1 protein-coding gene is annotated in these 327 nt (G+C 32.1%); it reads right to left on the bottom strand.

Annotated elements, in window-relative coordinates; all coding sequences use genetic code 11:
- The coding region (locus GGG_RS0119255) for an IS5 family transposase (RefSeq protein ID WP_010118250.1) at positions 1-327 on the bottom strand (327 nt) is incomplete at both ends.

Here is a 327-nt window from a genome sequence, read left to right on the forward strand (position 1 = left end):
GCTTTTAGAAATATCCTGATCTTTTATTCCAGAAGAATGTTGGTGTGCCCGAACATGACTACCGTCAATAAAAACCCATTCAACATCAGCATTTGAAGAAATTAATTTAAAAATTTTCATGAGTTTATGGTTTTTACACCAACGATTATATTTTTTAAATATTGAGTTATACAAACCAAATTCTTTTGGCAAATCACGCCAAGGGCAGCCTGTTCTTATACGGTAAAGAATACCCTCTACAAAATTCCGTAGATTTGGTTTGTAATAAATGTCAAAATTACGGAAAATATAGAGTAACTTAGACCAGTGTTGATCATTCAGCATTGT

The organism is Acinetobacter sp. P8-3-8 (assembly GCF_000214135.1).
Taxonomy (GTDB): Bacteria; Pseudomonadota; Gammaproteobacteria; order Pseudomonadales; family Moraxellaceae; genus Acinetobacter.